General features: G+C 65.6%; 18 protein-coding genes. 6 read left to right on the plus strand and 12 right to left on the minus strand.

Annotation, left to right across the window (positions count from 1 at the left end):
- Positions 1-58: 58 nt before the first annotated feature.
- The 7 genes from ACQY5B_RS13645 to ACQY5B_RS13675 form a co-directional block, all read right to left on the minus strand.
- The gene (locus ACQY5B_RS13645; protein WP_305970594.1) at positions 59-658 is read right to left on the minus strand and encodes a superoxide dismutase; all 600 of its coding nucleotides are present in this window, start codon (positions 656-658) and stop codon (positions 59-61) included.
- Between the two features lie 93 nt (positions 659-751).
- A complete protein-coding gene (locus ACQY5B_RS13650; protein WP_420324859.1) occupies positions 752-1,168 on the minus strand; it encodes a hypothetical protein in 417 nt (138 codons plus the stop codon).
- A 72-nt stretch (positions 1,169-1,240) separates the two neighbouring features.
- Positions 1,241-1,813, minus strand: a complete 573-nt coding sequence (locus ACQY5B_RS13655) for a sarcosine oxidase subunit gamma (protein ID WP_420324858.1) — start codon at positions 1,811-1,813, stop codon at positions 1,241-1,243.
- Complete coding sequence (locus ACQY5B_RS13660) at positions 1,806-4,826, minus strand: sarcosine oxidase subunit alpha family protein (RefSeq protein ID WP_420324857.1); 3,021 nt, start codon at positions 4,824-4,826, stop codon at positions 1,806-1,808. The genes ACQY5B_RS13655 and ACQY5B_RS13660 overlap by 8 nt, the downstream gene beginning before the upstream one ends.
- A gap of 61 nt (positions 4,827-4,887) precedes the next feature.
- On the minus strand, positions 4,888-5,217 hold the full coding sequence (locus tag ACQY5B_RS13665; RefSeq protein WP_420324856.1) for a sarcosine oxidase subunit delta: 330 nt from the start codon (positions 5,215-5,217) through the stop codon (positions 4,888-4,890).
- A 117-nt stretch (positions 5,218-5,334) separates the two neighbouring features.
- Complete coding sequence (locus ACQY5B_RS13670; RefSeq protein ID WP_305970599.1) at positions 5,335-5,577, minus strand: hypothetical protein; 243 nt, start codon at positions 5,575-5,577, stop codon at positions 5,335-5,337.
- A gap of 106 nt (positions 5,578-5,683) precedes the next feature.
- Positions 5,684-6,928 (minus strand): sarcosine oxidase subunit beta family protein, encoded by a 1,245-nt coding sequence (locus ACQY5B_RS13675; protein WP_420324855.1) that lies wholly within the window; start codon positions 6,926-6,928, stop codon positions 5,684-5,686.
- A gap of 169 nt (positions 6,929-7,097) precedes the next feature.
- Here ACQY5B_RS13675 and ccmI point away from each other — a divergent pair, with 169 nt between their 5' ends.
- The 3 genes from ccmI to ACQY5B_RS13690 all read left to right on the plus strand — a co-directional run bounded on the left by ccmI (position 7,098) and on the right by ACQY5B_RS13690 (position 9,274).
- The gene (gene ccmI / locus ACQY5B_RS13680; protein ID WP_420324854.1) at positions 7,098-8,333 is read left to right on the plus strand and encodes a c-type cytochrome biogenesis protein CcmI; all 1,236 of its coding nucleotides are present in this window, start codon (positions 7,098-7,100) and stop codon (positions 8,331-8,333) included.
- Positions 8,334-8,520: 187 nt separating this feature from the next.
- Positions 8,521-9,021, plus strand: coding sequence for a Holliday junction resolvase RuvX (gene ruvX, locus ACQY5B_RS13685; RefSeq protein WP_420324853.1), 501 nt, complete (start codon positions 8,521-8,523; stop codon positions 9,019-9,021).
- 16 nt (positions 9,022-9,037) lie between these two features.
- Complete coding sequence (locus tag ACQY5B_RS13690) at positions 9,038-9,274, plus strand: DUF1289 domain-containing protein (protein ID WP_420324852.1); 237 nt, start codon at positions 9,038-9,040, stop codon at positions 9,272-9,274.
- 134 nt (positions 9,275-9,408) lie between these two features.
- Here ACQY5B_RS13690 and ACQY5B_RS13695 read toward each other — a convergent pair whose 3' ends face one another.
- From ACQY5B_RS13695 to ACQY5B_RS13710, 4 genes are all read right to left on the minus strand, one after another.
- A complete protein-coding gene (locus tag ACQY5B_RS13695; protein WP_420324851.1) occupies positions 9,409-10,173 on the minus strand; it encodes a phytanoyl-CoA dioxygenase family protein in 765 nt (254 codons plus the stop codon).
- A gap of 2 nt (positions 10,174-10,175) precedes the next feature.
- Positions 10,176-10,991 (minus strand): sulfite exporter TauE/SafE family protein, encoded by an 816-nt coding sequence (locus tag ACQY5B_RS13700; RefSeq protein ID WP_420324850.1) that lies wholly within the window; start codon positions 10,989-10,991, stop codon positions 10,176-10,178.
- Between the two features lie 5 nt (positions 10,992-10,996).
- The gene (gene dusA / locus ACQY5B_RS13705; protein ID WP_420324849.1) at positions 10,997-11,947 is read right to left on the minus strand and encodes a tRNA dihydrouridine(20/20a) synthase DusA; all 951 of its coding nucleotides are present in this window, start codon (positions 11,945-11,947) and stop codon (positions 10,997-10,999) included.
- Between the two features lie 716 nt (positions 11,948-12,663).
- Positions 12,664-13,350 (minus strand): GntR family transcriptional regulator, encoded by a 687-nt coding sequence (locus tag ACQY5B_RS13710; protein WP_420324848.1) that lies wholly within the window; start codon positions 13,348-13,350, stop codon positions 12,664-12,666.
- A gap of 162 nt (positions 13,351-13,512) precedes the next feature.
- Here ACQY5B_RS13710 and ACQY5B_RS13715 point away from each other — a divergent pair, with 162 nt between their 5' ends.
- From ACQY5B_RS13715 to ACQY5B_RS13725, 3 genes are read left to right on the plus strand one after another with little or no spacing between them, the layout of a single operon-like run.
- A complete protein-coding gene (locus ACQY5B_RS13715) occupies positions 13,513-15,606 on the plus strand; it encodes a TRAP transporter permease (protein WP_420324847.1) in 2,094 nt (697 codons plus the stop codon).
- Positions 15,607-15,644: 38 nt separating this feature from the next.
- Positions 15,645-16,625 (plus strand): TAXI family TRAP transporter solute-binding subunit, encoded by a 981-nt coding sequence (locus tag ACQY5B_RS13720; protein ID WP_305970609.1) that lies wholly within the window; start codon positions 15,645-15,647, stop codon positions 16,623-16,625.
- Positions 16,626-16,630: 5 nt separating this feature from the next.
- Entirely contained in the window at positions 16,631-17,998 is a 1,368-nt protein-coding gene (locus tag ACQY5B_RS13725; RefSeq protein WP_420324846.1) for a class-II fumarase/aspartase family protein, read from the plus strand.
- A 162-nt stretch (positions 17,999-18,160) separates the two neighbouring features.
- Here the strand turns inward: ACQY5B_RS13725 and ACQY5B_RS13730 are convergent, their stop codons facing one another.
- On the minus strand, positions 18,161-18,901 hold the full coding sequence (locus ACQY5B_RS13730; protein WP_420324845.1) for an SDR family oxidoreductase: 741 nt from the start codon (positions 18,899-18,901) through the stop codon (positions 18,161-18,163).
- Positions 18,902-18,917 lie beyond the last annotated feature (16 nt).

An 18,917-nucleotide genomic window follows, 5' to 3' on the forward strand; every position in this document is an offset into this window, starting at 1 on the left:
CAGCAACCTGCGAGGGCGTCTTTTCCGATCAGCGGGACGCGGCGCCCCGCGATCCGGTTCACATGCGCGAGGCCACGTTTTCCCAGTTGACCAAGTTGTCGAGGAAGTTGGTCAGGTAGGCCGGGCGCTTGTTGCGGAAGTCGATGTAGTAGGAGTGCTCCCACACGTCGCAGCCCAGCAGCGCGGTCTGACCAAAGCACAGCGGGTTCACGCCGTTCTCGGTCTTGGTGACCTTCAGGCCGCCGTCGGTGTCCTTGACCAGCCAGCACCAGCCCGAGCCGAACTGGCCCGCACCTGCGGCGGAGAACTGCGACTTGAATTCGTCGACGGTGCCGAAGCTGTCCTTGATCGCGGCTTCAAGCTCGGACGGCATGGCGTTCGGGCCGGGGCCCATCATTTCCCAGAACTGCATGTGGTTCCAGTGCTGCGAGGCATTGTTGAAGATGCCGGACTGTGCCACCGCGCCCGCGTCATAGGTGCCCTTGACGATCTCTTCGAGGCTCTTGCCTTCCCACTCGGTGCCGGCGATCAGCTTGTTGCCGTTGTCGACATAGGCCTTGTGGTGGATGTCGTGGTGGTATTCCAGCGTCTCCTGGCTCATGCCCTGGCTGGCCAGAGCGTCGTGCGCATAGGGAAGATCGGGAAGTTCGAAAGACATGGTTCACCCCTTCGTGATGTGGCGGTTCATTGCCCCAATAGGTGTCCCCCTTCCCGCCGAAGGTCAACCCTGCCTCGTCGCCCAAAGGTGACTTCAAGGCGAAAGTTTTGTCGGCAAGCAATTCCCCGCCCTGTTGAAAAGTCTATCCTTGCCACGGGTTTGCGCCGTCACGTTGATCCTTCCGCTGGCCTTGAGGAAGGTCGCGCGATAATCCAGCAGCACCCGGCGGTTTCCGGAGGAGCGCACCTCCAGCTCCCACGAGACGGTCACCCGTGAGCGGTTGTCCCTGACCAGCCGTCCCTCGACCGGAACGCCGTCGTTGAACACGAGGATCGAGGCGTCAGAGACGACCACCCGGTCGATCGCCCTGTCCAGCGCAATGAAGATCACCGGCTGGATCCACTGGCGTTCGGACGTGCCGTCGATGCGGCAATGATAAGCCGTCTTTTCCGCCGCTGCGCCTCCGGAGAAGGCGGCCAGGACAAGAGCGGACAGGATGAGGCGGCGCATGGCGGCTCCGTTTCGGGGGTGAGCCCTGCCACTATCGGCAGAGCCGCCCGCCAAGGCAACCGCCCTGCCCGGTCACCCGGCGTGAAAGCCTACGAATGCGTCGGGATCGGCGGCGGTGCAGAGCAGGTTGAACATGTAGTCCGCAACCGAGCGGAAGCAGAAGACCTGCGCCGTGGTATCGTCCACCAGCCAGACGCCCGCCGCCACCTGGGCGAACCGGGTGCGGCGCAACTCGCCCGCCGGCATGGCGTCACGGGCAAAGTCCACAGGAGCCAGCTTTGCCAGCACGTCGCGCAGCTGTGTGCCACGCAGCCGGAACATGGCCCGCATGTCAGAGACATTCTCGACCAGCGCATGTTGCCCCTGCAGGGCCTCGGCCAATTGCGCGCAGGCGCGCGGTGCCTGCCGGTAAGGCACCAGCACCAGCAGTTCATCCGGCGACATCCAGAGCACCCCGCTTTCGCCCATGACCTGCGCACCGCGCACACCGGGCATGGGCAGCCCGGTCAACTGTGTCACGGCCTCTTGCAGAAGCTCGTCCGCCAGGTCGCCGCGCAGGGCGATCATGCCCTGCGGCCCGGTCTCGCGGACGTCCACCAGCCCCTCGTATTGTGCGCCGCCGAGCGGCAGAACCGGGTCAGACATTCTGCTTCTCTCCTTCGGGGTCAAAGAAAACGGGGCTGACAATCTTCGCCTCGACCACGGTTTCGCCATCGTCCCTGACGAAGGGAATGATCTCTCCCATACGGTCGGGGCCATTGTGGACAAGGCCCATCGCGATCCCCTTGCCCAGCGCCGGCGAATGGTAGGTCGAGGTCACCCGGCCCTGCGTGTTGCGCTGGCCGTTGGCGTTCCTGCCCGGCGCCACGGCATAGGCGCCATCGGGCAGGACCGAGCCATCGACGGTTTCCAGCCCCACCAGCTTCCAGCGGTGCGGATCGGCCATGTGGCTGCGCTCCTGCGCGCGTTTGCCCAGGTAGTCCTCTTTCTTCTTCGAGATCGCCCAGTGCAGGCCAAGGTCCTGCGGGATCACCGTGCCGTCGGTCTCGTCCCCGATCATGATGAACCCCTTCTCGGCCCGCATGACGTGCAGCGCCTCGGTGCCATAAGGCGTGATGTTCCATTCCTGCCCGGCCTCGACGACACGGTCCCAGAAGGCGCGGCCGAGGTTCGCGGGCACGGCGATCTCGTAGCTGAGTTCGCCCGAGAAGGAGATCCGGTAGACACGCACCGGGAACCCGGCCAGCGTGCCATCTGCCCAGGCCATGAAGGGCAGCGTGTCCTTGCTGACATCCATGCCGCCCAGCTTTTCCAGCAGCTTGCGCGCATTTGGGCCGACCACGGCAAGCTGGGCGAATTGCTCGGTCACGTTGGTGGTATAGACCTTCCAGTCCCACCATTCGGTCTGCAGCCATTCCTCCATATGGGCATGGATGCGCTCGGCGCCGCCGGTGGTGGTGTGGCAAAGGAAGGTATCCTCGTCGATCCGCGCCACCACGCCGTCATCGGTCAGGAAACCGTTTTCCGTACACATCAACCCGTAGCGGCAGCGGCCCGGTTTCAGGGTGCTCATCATGTTGGTGTAGAGCATGTCGAGGAAGCGACCGGCATCCGGCCCCTTGACGATGATCTTGCCAAGGGTCGAGGCGTCCAGCAGGCCAAGGCTGTCGCGGGTGGCCAGCACCTCGCGGTGCACCGCCTGGTGCTTGTCCTCACCTCTTTGCGGATAGCAGTAGGGACGGCGCCAGTGCCCGACGGGTTCCCAAGCGGCGCCGTGTTTCTCGTGCCAGTCGTGCATCGGCGTCTTGCGGATCGGCTGAAATATCTCGCCCCGCGCCTCACCGGCAATCGCCCCCATGCTGATCGGCGTATAAGGCGGGCGGAAGGTGGTGGTGCCCACCTGCGGGATCTCTTCACCCAGAGATGCAGCAAGGGTCGCCAGTCCATTGATGTTGCTGAGTTTCCCCTGATCCGTCGCCATGCCCAGCGTGGTATAGCGCTTGGTGTGCTCGACGCTCTCATAGCCCTCGCGGGCGGCCAGTTGCACGTCCGAGACCTTGACGTCGTTCTGGTAGTCCAGCCAGGACTTCATGCGCAGGTCGTCCCAGGCGTTTTCCGGCATCAGCCAGACGGGACGCAGCGGCGTCTCCTCTGCGCTCTCGCCCTTGGGCGGGGCAAAGCGGCGGGGTTTTCGACCGGCGGCCTTGCTGGAGTTTTTTCCTGCCTTGTCAGAATCTTCCAGAACATCCCTGAGGTGCATTTCGCCATTGGCACTGCCCGCCACGGTGACAAAGGGCCGACCGTCATGGCTGGTCGGTGCGCGCTCGGGATCGGGACGGAAAAAGGCGCGTTCCTCGTCCCAGGTCAGCTTGCCCCCACAATGGGACCAGAGGTGCACCACCGGCGAACAGCCGCCGGACATGGCCACGGCATCGCACTTGATTTCCGACAGCATGGCGCCGCCACCCGCCATCGAGCAGACCGCCACGCCGGTGACACGTTTGCCGCCCTTGACCTTGGCGATGGCCCGTCCGGTTTCGACGCGGATGCCCAGGGCCCTGGCCTCTTCCATCAGCGCACCGCCGCCCATCTGGCGGGCGTCGATCACCGCCGGCACCTCCAGCCCCGCCTGTTTCAAGGCGATGGCGGTGCGATAGGCATCGTCGTTGTTGGTCACGACGACGGTCTTCTGGCCTGCGGCGACGCCGAAATTCACCAGGTAGTCGCGCACCGCCGAGGCCAGCATGACCCCGGGAATGTCGTTGCCCGCAAAGCTGAGGGGCCGCTCGATGGCGCCGGTGGCGGTAATGATCTGTTTCGCGCGGACGCGCCACAGGCGGTGACGCGGGCCGTTCATGAAAGGCGCGTGATCGGTCAGACGCTCGTAGCCCAGCAGGTACCCGTGGTCATAGACGCCCGCCCCCATGCAACGGGTGCGCAGGGTGACATTCTCCATTCCATCAAGGACTTCGACGGTTTTCTTTATCCAGTCCCCGGGGGCCATGCCGTCGATAGACCCACCATCCACTGGCGCGCGGCCGCCCCAATGGGCCGTCTGCTCCATGACCAGCACCCTGGCGCCTGTGTCCGCCGCCGCCTTGGCCGCCTGAAGCCCCGCCACGCCGCCGCCGACCACCACCACGTCGACGAACGCATGGAAGTGTTCGTAGGTGTCGGGGTCGCGGGTTTCCGGATCCGGCGCACGGCCCAACCCTGCCGACTGGCGGATGAAGGGTTCGTACAGATGCTTCCAGAAGGGCCGCGGGTGGATGAACATCTTGTAGTAGAAGCCCGCCGTCAGGAAACGGCCGAACAGCCCGTTCAGCGCGCCGATATCGTAGTCGAGCGAGGGCCAGTGGTTCTGCGAGGTGGCCTGCAACCCGTTGAACAGTTCCGTCGTGGTGGCGCGCTGGTTGGGTTCGTGGGTGTTGTCCCGTCCCAGGTTCACCAGCGCGTTGGGTTCCTCGGCGCCCGAGGCGACGACACCGCGCGGGCGGTGATACTTGAAGCTGCGGCCCACCAGCACCTGGTCATTGGCCAAGAGCGCCGAGGCCAACGTATCGCCCTCGTGGCCGCGGAAGGTCTTGCCGTTGAATGTGAAACAAATGTCGCTGCTGCGATCGATCAGGCGGCCGCCTGTGGCGAGACGGGTGCTCATGTCTCAGGCCTCCACACTGTATTGGCCGTTGGAAAGTGAGTATTTTCAGAGAGAAGAAACATCAGGACAGCTCTCTCCACGTCCAGCCGGGGCGTTTGGAGGTGATCGCGTCGAGGATCCTCTTCGGCGGTTCCGTGGTCTGGGCGGGATAGGTGCCGAAGACCTCCAGCGTCATGGTGCAGCGTGCGGCGTGGAACCACTTGCCGCAGCCGTTGACGTGGCGCCAGCGTTCGAAATGCACGCCCCTGGGGTTTTCGCGCATGAAAAGGTAGCCCTCGAAGTCCTCGTCCGAGGACCCGGGACCGTGCCGCGTCAGATGCGCCTCGCCGCCCGCGTGCAATTCGGTTTCATCGGCCTGGACGCCGCAATAGGGGCATTGGAAAGTTAGCAATGTCCGGTCTCCTCTTGCAGCATAGAGTCGTTGGGGGATGTGATGCCTGAACAGGCAAAGGGGCCGAAGCGCAGACGCGCCTCGGCCCCCGGAAAAATTAGGGTCCTGATGGACGGATCAGTTGTCGCCGCCCCCTTTCGGGTCGGCCGCGGGCGCTGCGCCATCTTCGCTTTGCACGGTGATGTTGAGATCTGCGCCGTCGTCACCCGAGGCCGTTGGGACACCGCCCGAGAAGACGACATAACCCAGAAGGGCCACGACGACGACAAGGATGCCGACGATGAACGCCAGCGCGCTGTTCCCGCCCCGGTCACGGGTCGTGGTTGTGGTTGTCGTGTTATTATGCGTGGCGTCGGACATGGCGAAGCCTCCTTGATTGTCATCTCGTTTCTACGATCTGACCAAAGAACGACCTGCCCCCCCACGGGGTTCCGCGCGGTTTCAGACATGAGCGGTAGCACGCGCATCAATGCGCCACCCCTGCCGCCACGGATTCGTCGATGAATTTCCCCTCGCCGAAACGCCACATGGAGAACTCCTCGCAGAGCGGCGAGTGGCCCCTGGCCATCAGTTCCGCAAAGCCCCAGCCAGAGCCGGGGATCGCCTTGAAGCCGCCCGTGCCCCAGCCGGCGTTGATGAAACAGCCCTCCAGCGGGGTTTTCGACAGGATTGGGGACCGGTCACCCGTCACATCCACGATCCCGCCCCATTGCCGCAGCATCTTGAGCCGCGAGACCATAGGGAAGGTTTCGATCAGGGCGCGCACGGTTTCCTCGATGTGGTGAAAGCTGCCACGCTGGGTATAGGCGTTGTACCCGTCGGTGCCCCCGCCGATCACCATCTCTCCCTTGTCGGATTGGCTCATGTAGCCGTGCACTGTATTGGCCATGACGACGCAATCCATGATCGGCTTGATCGGCTCTGACACCAGCGCCTGCAGCGGCACCGATTCCAGCGGCAGCCGGAAGCCCGCCATGGCGGCAAGATCCCCGGAATGTCCGGCCACCACGATGCCCAGTTTCTCACACGAAATGTCGCCCTTTGTGGTCTGCACGCCGGTCACGCGCCCGCCCTCCTGGCGCACGCCGATGACCTCGCATTTCTGGATGATGTCCATGCCCATCGCGGAACAGGCACGGGCATAGCCCCAGGCCACGGCGTCATGCCGCGCGGTTCCCGCCCGCTCCTGCCAGAGCGCGCCCAGCACGGGGTAGCGCGGTCCGTCGAGGTTGATGATCGGCACGATCTCCTTGACCTCGCGGGGCGTGATGAACCGCGTTTCGACACCCTGCAGCGCATTGGCATGAGCGGTGCGCTGGTAGCCGCGCACCTCGTGCTCGGTCTGGGCCAGCATCATGACGCCGCGGGGGCTGAACATGACGTTGTAGTTCAGGTCCTGGCTGAGCGTCTCATAGAGCGCGCGCGCCTTTTCGTAGATCGCGGCAGAGGGATCCTGAAGGTAGTTCGACCGGATGATCGTGGTGTTGCGCCCGGTGTTGCCGCCGCCCAGCCAGCCCTTCTCGATCACCGCGACATTGGTGATGCCAAAGTTCTTGCCAAGGTAGTAGGCCGTTGCCAGACCGTGCCCGCCGGCGCCGACGATGACCACGTCGTAGCGGCGCTTGGGCTGGGCGTTGCGCCAGGCGCGTTCCCAGTTCTTGTGGCCGGAAAGGGCTTCTCTGGCAATGGCAAAGGCAGAATAACGTTTCATGGGCTCGAATCCGGCACGTCCGTTCAGCAGCATTTTACCGGAACGACATGGATTCAACGGATGTAACCGTCGCAATAGCATCCGATTGCGACATGGCGCACCATCACGGGCTTTTGCCCTTTTTTCCGGCCCCGCAGCGCCTTAAGTGGGATAACAGAAAGGGAGGCCGATGACCGTATTCTGGATTGTGACCGCCGCCTTGGCCCTGCTTTGCGCCGGCGCCCTGAATCTGGCCCTCTTGCGCGGCCGGCGCGCCACGGGCCCGGCAGAGGCCTATGACCTTGAGGTCTATCGCGACCAGTTGAAAGAGATCGAGGCGGACGCGGCCCGCGGCAAGATCCCCGCGGAAGAAGCAGAACGCCTGCGGGTCGAGATCTCGCGCCGGCTTTTGGCAGCGGACGCCAAGATGCAGGCGCGCGGCGACCGGGCCGAGCAACCCCGAGCGCTGGGATTTGCCTTGGCGGCGGTCATCGCTCTGGTCGTTGTGGGCGGGGCCTTCGGTCTCTACGCCCAGATCGGCGCGGCGGGGTATGGCGACGTGCCGCTCAAGGCGCGGCTGGCCCGGGCCGAGGAGGCGCTGAAAAGCCGCCCCTCGCAGGCCACGATGGAGGCGCGCATTCCCCCCCAGGCCGCGCCCGACGCCACGCCGCAATACCTGGCGCTGGTCGAACGGCTGCGCCAGGCGGTAGAGGCGCGCCCGGACGACATCCAGGGCCATGTGCTGCTGACCCGCTCCGAAGCGGCGCTGGGGAATTTCTCGGCCGCCTACAAGGCGCAGAGCCAGATCATCCGGCTCAAGGGCGACGCGGCCACCGCCAAGGACTTCACCGATCTCGCGGACATGATGATCCTGGCCGCCGGCGGTTACGTCTCGCCCGAGGCACAGGCAGTGCTGGAACAGGCCCTCTCGCGCGATCCCGACAATGGTGTGGCGCGCTATTACGGCGGGTTGATGATGGCCCAGGTGGGGCGCCCCGACGTCGGCTTCCGCATGTGGAACAAGCTGCTGCGCGAAAGCAGCGCGCAGGACCCCTGGGTGCAGCCGATCAGTGACCAGATCGAGGACCTCGCCTTCATGGCCGGCGTCCAGAACTTCCAGATGCCGCAGCTCGCCGCCGCCACGCCCCGCGGGCCCAGCGCCGCCGACATCGACGCCGCCCGGGACATGACGCCGGAGGAACGCCAGCAGATGATCCGAGGCATGGTGAGCCAGCTCTCCAGCCGCCTCGCCGAAGAGGGCGGCCCGGTCGAGGATTGGGCACGGTTGATCTCTTCGCTGGGTGTCATTGGGGAAACCGACCGCGCCGGCGCAATCTACACGGAGGCACAGACCGTCTTTGCCCAAAGCCCCGAAGCCCTCGAACTGTTGAAAAGCGCCGCAGAACGCGCCGGTGTCGCCGATTGACCTCCATATCTGCTCCCTGCGCGCCCCGGCCTTCTTTGGGCCTGAAAATACCTCCGGGGGAGTCGCGCCGCGCGCGACGGGGGCAGCGCCCCCTGCCCCGAGCCGGAGGCCAGAGGCCGCAGGCGAGACAACCTGCGCGCCGCACGGCGCTCATCCGGGTTGCCGACATCCACGGAGTGCCGCACCGATGATCCACGACACCATCGACAGTTTCACCGCCGACCTGCCGCCAATGGTGGCCCTGGCCGGGCTGGACCTGGGGACACGGACCATCGGTGTGGCCGTCAGCGACAGTTTCCGCTCGGTCGCGACCCCTCTGGAAACCATCAAGCGCAAGAAATTCGGCGTCGACGCGGCGGCACTGGTCAAGATCCTGCGGGCCCGCAACATCGGCGGCGTGGTGCTGGGCCTGCCGCGCAACATGGATGGCAGCGAGGGACCACGTTGCCAATCGACCCGTGCCTTCGCCCGCAACTTCGCCAGCCTCTGGGAAGGTCCGATCACCTTCTGGGACGAACGCCTGTCGACCGTGGCGGCGGAAAAGGCCCTGCTGGAGGCGGATACGACACGAAAACGTCGCTCCGAGGTCATCGACCACGTCGCCGCCGCCTATATCCTGCAAGGAGCACTGGACCGGATGCGGTACCTGAACCCACAGTCGGGTGCGGCGGACGCACCCGACGACTAGGCCGGAGCACGTGGGCATGAAAGACGATATCTGGTCCCGCAACGAGGTCCAAAGCCCCTGCATCAAGGTCTGCGTGATCCATCCGCAGGAAAGGCTTTGCACCGGCTGCCTGCGCACCACGCGCGAAATCTCGATGTGGTCCAGCATGAGCCAGGACGAGCGCCGCGAGGTTCTCGAGGACCTGCCCGATCGTGCCGGACGCCTCCGCAAGCGGCGCGGCGGGCGTGCGGCGCGGGTCAAGTCCCGGGACTGAGCGCCAGCGCAATTGGCCAGCCGCTTCGTCAGCGGCCTGAATCGGGCATGGGAGGGGGCGCTGCCCCCATCTCCCTTCGGTCGATCCCCCCGGAGTATTTTTGCAGAGAAGAAGCCCGGGGCCTGGCGCGGAACTCACCCGGAGAGCCAGGCCTCCGCACCGCCCATGATCTGGGGGCGGAAATAGGCCAACATGCGGCCTTCCGGTGGCGCCTGGGCGCCCTCGGCCCAGGGGGCAATTCCGTGCAGGGTCAGCCGATGCAGCAGGAGCGCCTCGCCCGGCGCGGCGGGCAGTTCGACCCGGCGGCAGGTTTCGAAACAGCGGCGCCGCGCGGCCTGGTAGGCATCGGTCACATCCACCTCGCCCCAGGTCTCGGGCGGGTGGCCCGCCAGGGCGCCGCGCAGGGCGTCCCGCATGACCAGGTGGCTGCCCTCCCAGGCGACCAGAGGGCTGGCGCCGGCATCCGCCTCGGTCAGCGGCAGGCCCAGAATCCAGGCGTGGGGTTCGCGGATACGGCGGCGGCGCGCCGCGCCTTCGGCCAGCACCCCGTCCACATGGGCCGCGTCGCGTTTCAGACGATACCGAAACCCGGCCACGCTTTCCCCCGCGCGGGGGCGCGGGTAGCCCGGAAAAGTGATCGAGAGCTGTGCCGGGTGCAAGTCGGGCAGCGGTGCCAGAGCCTCGGGCGCGGCCCCGGCCAGGGGAACACCTCCGATACTGCCATCCGGCGCCGTCGGCAGGGCATCGACGCCCACGAACCAGGTGCCCTCGCATTGCAGCCAGGTCGCGCGCTGTGCCGGGTCGGCCAGCACGGCGCGGCCCGCCTCATGCGCCGCTGCCGCCCAGGCCCGCGTTGCGGGGTCGGCGGCGAAACGGGTCCAGCCGCGCGTTTCGAGCACGCTCAGCCCCACAGCGCCTCGCGCATCATGTTGGCCGCGACGATCAGGATGAAGACCGCGAAGATCCGCCGGAGCACCATCGCGTCCAGCGCATGGGCCAGCTTTGCCCCCAGCGGGGCCGTCAGGACTGTCATGCAGATGGTGATCAGGAAAGCCGGCCCGTTGACCGCGCCCAGCGTCCAGGGCGGCGCGCCGTCGACCTGCACGAGGAGGAACCCCAGCACCGAGGGCACCGCGATCAGCAGGCCAAAGCCCGCCGCCGTTGCCACCGCACGGTGCATCGGCACGCTGTAGAGCGTCATCAGCGGCACGCCGAAACTGCCCCCGCCAATCCCCATCAGCACCGACAGGAAGCCCAGCACCGGCGACAGGATGGCCCGTGTCACCGTCCCTGGCATCTGTGGCGCTATGCGCCAGTCCTTGCCCCCGAAGGCCAGGTAGATGCCCACGATCGTCGCCAGCACCGCAAAGATCACCGCCAGCGCATCTGACCGCAACCCGGCGGCGATCAAGACCCCCAGCACCGCACCCAAAGCGATCCCCGGTGCCCAAGTCCTCAGGATCTCCCAGTCTACCGCGCCGCGCTTGTTATGCGCCATGACCGAACGGGTCGAGGTCACGATGATCGAGGCCAGCGAGGTCGCCAGACAGATCTGCATCAACTGCGGCCCGTCGAACCCCGTTGCCGAGAAGACGTAGAAATAGGCGGGGACCAGGATGATCCCGCCGCCCACGCCGAAAAGCCCCGCAAGGATACCGGCAAAGCCCGCCGCCACCACGAGAATACCCACGAGGGGCAGAAGTACCGAAAGATCCATCTTGTTCAGGCCACCTTTGCTGGTCCGATATGTGTAAGCGCCTCTTCGACAAGCTCCGGTCCCGCGCCCTCGCGCGTCGCCCCGGTCGAGAGAACTTGCCGCCAGCGCCGCGCGCCCGGACGGCCCGAAAAGAGGCCCAGCATGTGCCGCGTGACCTGGTGCAGCTTGCCGCCCGCCGCCAGGTGCGCCTCGATGTAGGGCAGCATGGCGCGGGCCACGTCCTCGGCGCTCTGGTCGTCCCCCTGCCCCCAGATCCGCGCGTCCGCCGTGCCCAGGATGTCCCAGGGCTGGTGATAGGCGGCGCGGCCCACCATGACCCCATCGAGCCCCTGTTCAAGGAAGGCCGAGACCTGGTCGAGATCGGTGATGCCGCCGTTGACCGAAAGGTGTAGGTGCGGGAACAGGCCCCGCATCCGCTGCACCAGGTCGTAGTCCAGCGGGGGAATGTCGCGGTTCTCCTTGGGGCTGAGCCCCTGCAGCCAGGCCTTGCGCGCGTGGATGATGATGCGCGAACAGCCCGCGGCGCCCAGCCGGGCCAGGAATTCGGGCAGCACCTCTTCGGGATCCTGGTCGTCCACGCCGATGCGGCATTTCACCGTCACCTCGACATCCACCGCATCCTGCATGGCGCTGACACAGTCGACCACCGTCTGCGGATGTTTCATCAGGACCGCGCCGAAAGTGCCCGATTGCACCCTGTCGGAGGGGCAACCGCAATTCAGGTTGATCTCGTCATAGCCCGCCGCCTGGCCCAGTTTCGCCGCCTGCGCCAGTTCCTGCGGGTCCGAACCGCCAAGCTGCAGCGCCACGGGATGTTCCGAGGCATCGAAGTCCAGCAAGTGCAGCGCCCCGCCGCGCACCAGCGCGGGCGCTGTCACCATCTCTGTATACAACAGCGCGCGGCCGGAGATCAGCCGGTGAAAATAGCGGCAATGCCTGTCGGTCCAATCCATCATGGGTGCCACGCTTAGCCGCGCGGCCCTGTGGACGTCCGAAACCCCTTGTCTATCTGGCTCTGCACTCATGGTCACCTGACCCGTCGTCTTGGATTTGTGGGCCTTTTGGCCCCGTTTGCGGGGGTGGTGCAACAAATGTTGCACCGACACCCGATTTGTTACACCGCTCTCCGCCGGGAGCGCCGGCGAGGTATCGCCCCCTGGACAAAGGTCCACCCGCCGCGCGCCTCCCGGTTCGATCTGCCGACCATCGGCAACGATTTCCCGAAAGAAGACCCGGATGGGTACCATCATGGCGCGCCAGAAGAAAGACGGCGCAAAGAGCTTCACTGCGGTGATCCCGAAGAAATAGCGCGGCTAGATCATCCTCACCCTCGGCGACACGTTCCCGAGCCGCCAGGCGGCAGAACATTGGATGAAGAAGACCGAGCGCAATCTGAAGGGCAAAGGCGCTCTCGACCGGACGTTCGCGGACTCCGTTTCTCGTCGGAGATCGGCAGACCGCAAATCATAGCTGCATCAGTGTCCGAATTCCGGGGCGACGTTCACTTTGCGCCCTTTCGACGGGCCGACACGGCCACCTTTTTGAGAGCAAACCGCTGCGCCGCCCGTTCGAATCGACCGTGGCGCGATGCATCGAAGGAGGTCCTGCCAGCGGCCAGCGCGATGGCCCCCAACAGCATGAACGCATCAAGATCCGTCTGCCGGCAATCCTGCTACATCCTTTCGCGGCGCAGCGTGATCTCGTAAGAGTAGCGATCCGCGGGCAGGATGCTGACCGTGGCGATCTGGTTCTCCGCCCCGCCGTCGAGATACTGGCGCCGCAATTCCAGGGCATGGCTGCCCGGCGCCACCTGTAGGAGGTCGGCCAAGGACTCGGGCACCGGCCGTGCCTTGATCGACTGGCGGATCTCCCGGATGATCACCCCGTGCCGTTCCTCGAGCAGCGTGTAGACAAGGCCGGAATAGTCCTGCACCTCATCGGCGATATCTGCATATGTCTCGTTCAGAAAGACATCCGTGCAGCCCACCGGAGCCTCCAGCCCGTCGACATGCCGAGTCTGGCGGATGAGGCACCAGCGCCGTCCGGGCCGGTCCCCCAGTCTCTGCGCCAAAGCATCGTCCGCGACGACCCGGCTCACGCTCAGCACCTCACGCCTCGAGGCGCCCGCGAATTGCAGCAGATCCCCGGTGGCGGTCATGGAGTGCACGTAGGTCGGCGGCGGCTCGCTGCTGATGACCCGCGTCGCCGCGCCCTGCTTGCGGTCGATCATGCCCAGCCGCGCCAACTCGGTCAGCGCGCTGCGAATGGTCGACCGGCTGGCACCGAAGCGCGCGCACAAGGCGGCCTCGCTCGGCAGGGCCTCACCGACGCGGAAGGCGCCCGCTCGCAGGTCTGCCATCAGTCTCGCCGCCACTTCAGGGTAACGCTTTTTCATTTTTACATTTCCTTTCAACAGGTTGCGCAACCATTGAAATTAGGCGCTTGACACGTCTCGCGACTCTACCCAACCTATCCGAACATGTCAACTTGTCCGAACAAGTTGGTAAGGGAGGAAAATACCATGACCGATGACCGCGCGGTTCCGTCGAGCCAACCAACCGCAGCAGAAGAGCTCGATGCCGAGGGACTGGACCGGCAACTGCCGCGCAGGATCGCCTTGCTGCTGACCGCGGTATCGGCTCTTTACGCGCTGTTCCACCTGGCGGTTCTGAACTTCTGGTCCATCGACGAATGGGTCTATCGCGTGCTGCACGTCAACCTCGGCGCGGTGATCGCCTTTGTCGGGTTGAAGGCCTGGCGCCGTGAACGCGGCCGCTTGGTCGCGGTGCCCGACGGGATCCTGATCTCGGCCGCGCTGGGATGCTCGGCCTATATTGCTATCAATGTCGACCAGCTGATCATGCGCACCGGGGTCATCACCACCACCGCCGACATGCTGTGCGGCATCGCAGGGACCATCGTGGTGCTGGAGTTCGCCCGCCGCGTGGCGGGGCTGGTCCTGCCGGTGATCGCGCTGATCTTCGTGGCCTATGTCTTCGTCGGGCCCTGGATGCCGGGCATCCTGCGGCACTCGGGCTTTCAGACCGACAACTTCTTTTCCTTCGTCTACAGCCAGGACGCGGTCTTTGGCATGACGGTGGCGGCTTCATCGCGCTACATCATCCTCTTCGTCTCCTTTGCCGTCTTTCTGCAGGCCTCTGGCGCGGGCGACTATTTCATGCGGCTTGCCATGACGCTGTTCGGCGCAACCCGCGGCGGTCCCGGCAAGGTGTCCGTCTTTTCGGGCCTGCTGTTCGGGACGGTGTCCGGCTCTGCGGTGGCCAATGTCGTGGCATCCGGCACTTTCACGATTCCGATGATGCGCCGCGTCGGCTACCCGCGCGAAAGCGCTGGCGGGATCGAGGCGGCCTCCTCCTCGGGCGGCCAGCTTGCGCCACCGGTCATGGGGGCCGGGGCCTTCATCATGGCCGAGATCACCGGCATCCCCTATTCCGAGATCGTCACCGCCGCCATCCTGCCCTGCCTGCTGTTCTACATCGCAATCTACATGACGGTCGACCTGCAGGCGGTGCGTCTGGGCCTAACCGGGGTGCCGCGCAGGGAACTGCCGAAGCCGCGTGACCTGATGGCAGATGTGTTCTTCCTGCTTCCGCTGGTCGTGCTGCTCTACCTGCTGCTGTCCGGCTATTCGATCATCGCGGCGGGCACATGGGGGCTGGCCTCGACCCTGCTGGTGCTGATGTGCCGCGAGATCGGCTTCCAGTCCCGTGTGCTGGCCCTGCCGCTGGTGCTCTTCGTGGCGCTGCCGATGAGCGGTTTGCAGGTGAACTACGCCGGGGCCATCGCCTTCGTGACCAGCGCCGTGATGATGCTGGGGCTGGCCGTCTTGCGCGGACAGGCCCCCGCCCTGCCCCGCGTTCTGCGCACGCTCGGCACCACCACCTACGAGGGGCTTTCTGACAGCGCGCGCAAGTCGTTGCAGCTGATCAGCGTGATGGCCTGCGCGGGCATCGTTGTCGGGGTGTTGGGGCTGACCGGGCTCGGGGGGCGCTTTTCCTCGGTACTGCTGGCGGCAGCGGGCGAGAGCCAGGCCCTGGCATTCGTGCTGGCGATGATGATCTCGATCATCCTCGGCATGGGTATGCCGACCACCGCCGCCTATGCCATTGCCGCGGCCGTCGTGGCCCCTGCCCTGCAGCAAATGGGGATTTCGGCGCTGGCCGCGCATCTGTTCGTGTTCTACTGCGCTGTCATCTCGGCGATCACACCGCCGGTCGCGATTGCGGCGTTTGCCGGTGCGGCAATCGCCGGGGGCAAGCCGTGGCCGACCTCGATCCGGGCCATGCGCTTCGGCATCGCGGCCTTTGTCCTGCCCTTCATGTTCTACACCAGCCCCGAGATCCTGATGCTGGGCAGCTGGATCGAGACCGCCCATGTCTTTGCCACGGCGCTGGTGGCGATCTGGCTGATCGCCGTCGCCGGCGAAGGCCAGCTGTTCGGCCCCCTGGGTCCGCCGATGCGTGTAATGGCCGGGATCGCGGCGCTGCTGCTGCTGTGGTCCAGTCTGCCGACAGACATTGCGGGCCTCGGCATCACGGTGGGCCTGTTGCTTTGGGCACGCCGCTCGCACCGCAAATCCCATCAAACCGCCTGACCCCTTCACTTCACCGAGTTTGCAAGAGGAGAAAACTCATGACCATCGCAACCAGACTGATCGCCAGCGCGGCATTCTTCGCCGCCGGGGTATTGCCGGCTTCCGCACAGGACGCCCCGGCTTCCATGACAATCTCGACCGCGTCCCCGGGTGGCGTCTACGCCGTCTATGGAGAAGGTGTGGCCCAGATCCTCAGCGACGTGGTCGGCATCCCGACCTCGACCCGCCAGACCCAGGGCCCTGCGCAGAACCTTGTGCTCCTGCAGGCCGGACAGACCGAACTGGCGATGACCACCTCGGGCCCGGCTTTCGAGGCCATGAACGGTGCGCTGGAACTGGCACCGGGACAGGACTACGACGGGTTGCGCGCGCTGTTCGCCATGTATCCGACGCCCTTTCAGATGATTGCCCTGGCCGATAGCGGCATCGACTCGATCGATGATCTGGCGGACAAGCGGGTCGGCGCCGGTCCCCGCGCCGGCACCGGCGGCACCTATTGGACCCGTTGGCTGGACAACATGGATCTGGACGTGTCGTTGCAATACGGCGGCATTGGGGATCAGGCGAGCCAGCTTGCCGATGGCCGTCTCGATGCGATCGTGACTGCTGGCGGGATCCCGCATCCGGCGCTTTCCGAACTCGAAAACACGCAGGACGTGATGATCTTCGGCATGTCCGCGGCCACACAGGCGCGTCTGTTGGATGAGAACCCCTACGCGGTTAGCTTCAGCATCCCGGAGGGTACGTACAAGACACCAGCAAGCGACCTGCAAACTGTCGCCATGTGGAATTTCGTCGTGGCAGATGCCTCGATGTCCGACGACATTGCCTATCAGATCACCCGCGCAGTGCTGGAGAACAACGCCCGGATGATTTCGACCCACGCGGCGGCCAAGCAGACGCTGGCTGAGAACATCCTGAAGAACACCTTCATACCGCTGCATCCGGGCGCCGCGCGCTACTACACGGAAATCGGCGTCGAGATCCCGGACGCGATCGCACCGGGCGCCGAGGGCTGACGACAATGACGCTTGCATCGACCGATCCGGGTCTTCTTTGTGGCAGCGAAGGCTACCAGCGCTGCGCCAAGATCTTTGGCGAGGCCGGGACGGTCGATGCCTACCTGCAGTTCGAGGCGGCCCTCGCAGAGGTCCAGGGCCGCCTCGGTGTCATCCCCGGCCAGGCGGTCGCCCCGATCCGGGCGGCCTGCGATCAGGGCAAGCTTGACCTTGCCAAGCTCCGGACCGGATCGCTGGCGGTGGGGTACCCGATCGCGCCGCTGGTCGCGATGATTGCCGATGCGGCAGGGCCCCACGGTCAATGGGTTCACTACGGGGCCACCACGCAGGACGTGATGGACACGGGCATGGTGCTTCAGCTGCGTCAGGCGCTGTCGGGGGTCTTGAATGATCTGGATCGGACCGCGCACCTGCTGGCCGATCTCTGCGCTGCGCATCGCCGCACGCCCATCGCGGGACGCTCCAAGCTGCAGCATGGGGTCCCGGTGTCCTTCGGCTACAAGGTTGCCGTATGGCTTGACCAGATCCTGCGCGCCCGCGACGGCCTGTCCGAGGCCCTGTCCCGCGCCGAGGTGCTGCAATTCGGCGGCGCTGTCGGCAGCCTTGCCGCATTGCAGGGGCACGGGATGGCCGTGCGCCGGGATCTGGCCGCCGCGCTGTCCCTACGGGAGCCGGACATTTCATGGCACGTCAGCCGCGACCGCATGGTTGCCCTTGCCTCGGCTGTCGCGGCGCTGGTTGCGGCGCTGGCAAAGATGGCCAGTGACATAGCGCACCTGATGTCGACCGAGGTCGGCGAGCTGCTGGAACCCGCCGCCGAGGGCCGCGGCAGTTCCTCGACCATGCCGCAAAAGCGCAACCCGGTGATCTGCGAGGCGATCCTCGAAGCCGCGCGGGACACGCGCCATGTTCCGACCGTCGTGCTCGAGGGAATGCTGCAAGAGCATGAGCGCGGCATCGGCCACGGCTACCGCGAACGCACGGCCCTCTGCCGGGCGGTGCAACAGCTGGCGGGCGCCGTGACACTGACGAACGAGCTGGTGTCCGGGTTGGAGGTCAATGCCCCACGCATGGCGAGAAACCTCGACATGACCCAGGGCCTCATTCATGCCGAAGCCGTGATGATGCAGTTGTCCGAGCGTCTCGGCCGCCTGAAGGCGCATGACATTCTGCACCGGGTATCGCACCGTGTGGCCTCTACGGGCACCCGCTTCGAGGAGGCGCTGACCGTCGAAGCCAGGGCCAGCCTGCCCGCCCAGGCGGACATTCTTGCTCAACAGATCGAATACGCTCAGGACATGATCGATCTAGTTCTCGCACGCATCGACACACCTGAAAGCAGGCCTGAAAGAGCGCGTGTCGCCGTGGACTGAGCGGCATGGACCGGTATTTCCGGGCCCTTTGGGCCAATTCGCTCTTGGGGCTCGGGCATAGGGGCGCAGATGGTCTGACCGTTTGCGGCAAGCGCGCGGTCTTGGCGCCGAACCCGCGTGATGCGCCGTTGACCGGGGAGATTTCGGGCATGAGCGCCTCTTTCACACCATGCCACCATTGGCACGCAGGGTCTGGCCGTTGATCCAGCCTCCATCAGGACCGGCGAGGAAGGACACGGTATTCGCGATGTCCTCCGGCTGGCCCAGACGCTGCAGTGGGTTGGCCTTGGACAGCGCTTCGATCTGCGCATCGGTCTTGCCATCGAGAAAGAGAGCGGTCGCCGTCGGTCCGGGAGCAACGGAATTGACGGTGATGTTCCGCCCGCGCAGTTCCTTCGACAGGATGTCGCCCATCACTTCCACCGCGGCTTTGGTGGCGGCATAGACACCATAGGATGGCAGCTTCGCGCCGACGACAGAGCTCGACAGGGTCATGATCCGTCCGCCATCCTGCATCCGCCGGGCCGCCTCGCGCAGAGTATTGAACGTGCCCTTGAGGTTGGTGGCGATGGTGCGGTCAAAGAGATCATCCGAACTCTCTGCAAGCGTAGCCAGTTGCATGATCCCGGCCGAGGCCACCAGCACGTCCGGGACGCCAAAGGCCGCCTCGGCCCGGTCGAAGAGTTGCGCCACCTGCGTGGGATCGGCCACGTCGGCCCGGGCGGCAACGGCCCGCCCGCCCTTGGCTTCGATCCGCGCCACCACGTCGGACGCGGCCTCTTCGTTTCCGGCATAGTTCACCACCACGGCAAAGCCATCTGCCGCGAGGCGTTCGGCGATGGCGGCACCGATTCCGCGCGAGGCGCCGGTGACAAGGGCTGTCTTTGGAGAGTGATCGGTCATGTCGCATTCCCTGTTC

Source organism: Antarctobacter sp. (assembly GCF_965277915.1).
In the GTDB taxonomy this organism is placed as follows: Bacteria; Pseudomonadota; Alphaproteobacteria; order Rhodobacterales; family Rhodobacteraceae; genus Antarctobacter.

Bases quoted from the DNA above. Each gene is read 5' to 3' on its own strand.
- ACQY5B_RS13710 (WP_420324848.1), bottom strand. From the start codon at position 13,350: ATGGCAGACCTGCGAGCGGGCGCCTTCCGCGTCGGTGAGGCCCTGCCG.
- ACQY5B_RS13655 (WP_420324858.1), bottom strand. From the start codon at position 1,813: ATGTCTGACCCGGTTCTGCCGCTCGGCGGCGCACAATACGAGGGGCTG.
- ACQY5B_RS13730 (WP_420324845.1), bottom strand. From the start codon at position 18,901: ATGACCGATCACTCTCCAAAGACAGCCCTTGTCACCGGCGCCTCGCGC.
- ACQY5B_RS13720 (WP_305970609.1), top strand. From the start codon at position 15,645: ATGACCATCGCAACCAGACTGATCGCCAGCGCGGCATTCTTCGCCGCC.
- ruvX (WP_420324853.1), top strand. From the start codon at position 8,521: ATGATCCACGACACCATCGACAGTTTCACCGCCGACCTGCCGCCAATG.
- ACQY5B_RS13670 (WP_305970599.1), bottom strand. From the start codon at position 5,577: ATGTCCGACGCCACGCATAATAACACGACAACCACAACCACGACCCGT.
- ACQY5B_RS13700 (WP_420324850.1), bottom strand. From the start codon at position 10,991: ATGGATCTTTCGGTACTTCTGCCCCTCGTGGGTATTCTCGTGGTGGCG.
- ACQY5B_RS13715 (WP_420324847.1), top strand. From the start codon at position 13,513: ATGACCGATGACCGCGCGGTTCCGTCGAGCCAACCAACCGCAGCAGAA.
- ACQY5B_RS13725 (WP_420324846.1), top strand. From the start codon at position 16,631: ATGACGCTTGCATCGACCGATCCGGGTCTTCTTTGTGGCAGCGAAGGC.
- ACQY5B_RS13660 (WP_420324857.1), bottom strand. From the start codon at position 4,826: ATGAGCACCCGTCTCGCCACAGGCGGCCGCCTGATCGATCGCAGCAGC.
- ACQY5B_RS13650 (WP_420324859.1), bottom strand. From the start codon at position 1,168: ATGCGCCGCCTCATCCTGTCCGCTCTTGTCCTGGCCGCCTTCTCCGGA.
- ccmI (WP_420324854.1), top strand. From the start codon at position 7,098: ATGACCGTATTCTGGATTGTGACCGCCGCCTTGGCCCTGCTTTGCGCC.
- dusA (WP_420324849.1), bottom strand. From the start codon at position 11,947: ATGATGGATTGGACCGACAGGCATTGCCGCTATTTTCACCGGCTGATC.
- ACQY5B_RS13690 (WP_420324852.1), top strand. From the start codon at position 9,038: ATGAAAGACGATATCTGGTCCCGCAACGAGGTCCAAAGCCCCTGCATC.
- ACQY5B_RS13645 (WP_305970594.1), bottom strand. From the start codon at position 658: ATGTCTTTCGAACTTCCCGATCTTCCCTATGCGCACGACGCTCTGGCC.
- ACQY5B_RS13675 (WP_420324855.1), bottom strand. From the start codon at position 6,928: ATGAAACGTTATTCTGCCTTTGCCATTGCCAGAGAAGCCCTTTCCGGC.